The sequence below is a fragment of the Thiorhodococcus minor genome (genome assembly GCF_010820565.1).
GTDB lineage: Bacteria > Pseudomonadota > Gammaproteobacteria > Chromatiales > Chromatiaceae > Thiorhodococcus > Thiorhodococcus minor.
In genome coordinates, this window is sequence record NZ_JAAIJQ010000214.1 from 1 (window position 1) to 2,247 (window position 2,247).

Annotated in this window: 2 protein-coding genes and 1 pseudogene; all 3 read right to left on the bottom strand. The window is 53.8% G+C overall.

What is annotated here, in order from left to right; genetic code table 11:
* Positions 1–9 precede the first annotated feature (9 nt).
* Positions 10–231 (bottom strand): hypothetical protein, encoded by a 222-nt coding sequence (locus G3446_RS29375; RefSeq protein ID WP_425338439.1) that lies wholly within the window; start codon positions 229–231, stop codon positions 10–12.
* A 135-nt stretch (positions 232–366) separates the two neighbouring features.
* Positions 367–666 (bottom strand): annotated as a pseudogene (locus G3446_RS29380) (FAD-binding protein); the annotation flags it as partial.
* 194 nt (positions 667–860) lie between these two features.
* The gene (locus G3446_RS26390; protein WP_164456632.1) at positions 861–2,129 is read right to left on the bottom strand and encodes a UDP-N-acetylglucosamine 1-carboxyvinyltransferase; all 1,269 of its coding nucleotides are present in this window, start codon (positions 2,127–2,129) and stop codon (positions 861–863) included.
* Positions 2,130–2,247 lie beyond the last annotated feature (118 nt).

Sequence of the window (2,247 nt, forward strand, 5' to 3'; positions counted from 1 at the left end):
AATAGGGTTCTAGCGGAAAGCAGCAGGCAAGCCATTGATTTTAAAGATATCACAACCCCAGAGCAAACGGGAGAGCCCTCCTATCTGTTTTCCTTTCAACCCTAACCGATCAATGACAGCTCCAGGCGGTCCATGTAACTCGTACATACTGGGATCACTTAGAAAGACGGAGCCGCAATTTGCATCTCTTAACGGAAACTTGCTCCTGCGGTTACGGAGTATACCGAGCATTTCATGGCGAACGGCGCCCTTGTCTGACACCAATTCGAATGAGAGTCGCACCCCAACTATGACATCATCTGATCGCTGGAAAACGGACGTCCGATAGCCAAACTGGCACGAGTCGCGGTCGCGGTGATGTAATTGCCCATCGACAGCCACGCTTGTTACCTCCACAATGCTTTCCCCTATGCCTTTACGCTGACTACCACCGTTCATGCAGACCAATCCGCCAAGCGTGCCCGGTATACCGCAGGTGTGCTCTGCTCCGGTTAAGCCTTCGAGCATTGCCCGTCGGGCCAGGCGCGGAACCCATACTCCACCTTGAGCTATCACTTCGTTACGACTGACAGACACTGACGCAAGGTTGTCTGCTATTTGAATACAAACGGCCTTCATACCCTCATCAGCGAAGAGCAGGTTTGAGGTTGCCCCAATGACGACGCGGGGTAATCCGTGGTTTTATAGCCAACCCTGAACACGCTGCACTTCTTCGATTGTCCGGGGTCTGACGACGACATCGGCGCTTCCTCCAATTCGCCATCGGCTTATTCTGGCGAGGGGTACATCAAAGGTCACTGCTCCCGGCACCAGACGATACAGTGCTTGCGCGACTCCAGTCTTCTCCAGTGGGTATTTCATCAATCGATCCATTCAGCGGTGACACCGAGACTAGCTAGCTTGCAGGGTAAGTTGTTGTATCCTCGAAGGGCAAGTTCGACCCCATGTACGCAGCTTTCGCCTTCGGCAAGAATCGCAGCCATGATGAGCGCCATGCTACCGCGCAAATCTGTCGAGCAAACGTCCGCACCCTGGAGATCGACCGGACCCTCTACTCGGATTCGACCTGAGATCGCCGAGATCTTGCTTGGAGCGAACTTCTCGAGTTGACGTGCATATGCGATCCGTTCAGGGTACCGGTAGTCGTGGATCACAGACCTCCCGTTCCCGAATAACGCTAGAAAGGCGAAGAACGGCTGCATATCGGAAACTACTCCAGGGTGAGCACCGCAGGCCACTTCAAAAGGTTGAATACCAGGTAATCCAGTACACGCTGGAGTAATAAAGACACTTCCGCTATTTCGGTAGAGATCAATGCCTGCCTCGTGCAAATGGATCAATGGGACCTGCATCGAATCAAAGGGCACATTCGAAACTTGCAAGACGCTACCTGAGACGATCCCGAGAATAATCCAGGTCAGTGCCTCAACACGATCGGGCATGATGACATAAGATGCCCCGTGCAGAAGGCCATCAGTCCCCTCTACTCGGATCAGGCTTGTCCCCTCTAATTCGATACGTGCCCCCATTTCGAGGAGAAACGCGATTAGATCCCGGACCTCAGGCGTCACATAGGCATTGCGTATCGTTGTCTCGCCATCGGCCACAACAGCACACAACAAAGCGTTCTCTGTGCCGCCCACTGTCGAGATCGGGAAATCGATCGTCGCTCCACGAAGCCGACCCACCACAGAGATGTACTCTTGTTCCTCCACTACATCGCAGCCGAACTTCCGCCAGACCATCATGTGTAAGTCATAGCCGCGGCTACCGATTTTGCAACCCCCGGGATAAGGTACGAAGGCATAGCCGGTACGGGCCAAAGCGCCGGCAGCAAGCAGGTATGTAGTTCGGATCGGCAGCTTGTAGTCGCTGATACTATCGAATGCTAGACTTGGCGTGACAATTTCTAGTTCAGAGGTGTCGCGCCACTCGGTAAATTCCGCGCCTAACTCTCGCATAAAAGCGAGCTTCGCTTGTACATCCTCAAGCAAAAGAGGAAAGTTGCGCAAATGTACCCTACCCTGTGACAGGAGCGCTGCAGCGAGAATTCTGGTCGCGCTATTCTTCGCGCCGCTGCACTCTACTTTCCCTTGAATGGCTTGTTTGCCTCTGATACGTAGCTCCATTATTGCTTACCCTTGACCAAGCTTGAATAGGCTGCAACCTACCGAGCGCGGGCGCATCAAGCCGCGAGCGCATGGTATGAGTCGGCATTGGCGGTCGCGTGGCCATAGCGCAGGCGCA

Bases quoted from the DNA above. Each gene is read 5' to 3' on its own strand.
- G3446_RS29375 (WP_425338439.1), bottom strand. From the start codon at position 231: ATGCTCGGTATACTCCGTAACCGCAGGAGCAAGTTTCCGTTAAGAGAT.
- G3446_RS26390 (WP_164456632.1), bottom strand. From the start codon at position 2,129: ATGGAGCTACGTATCAGAGGCAAACAAGCCATTCAAGGGAAAGTAGAG.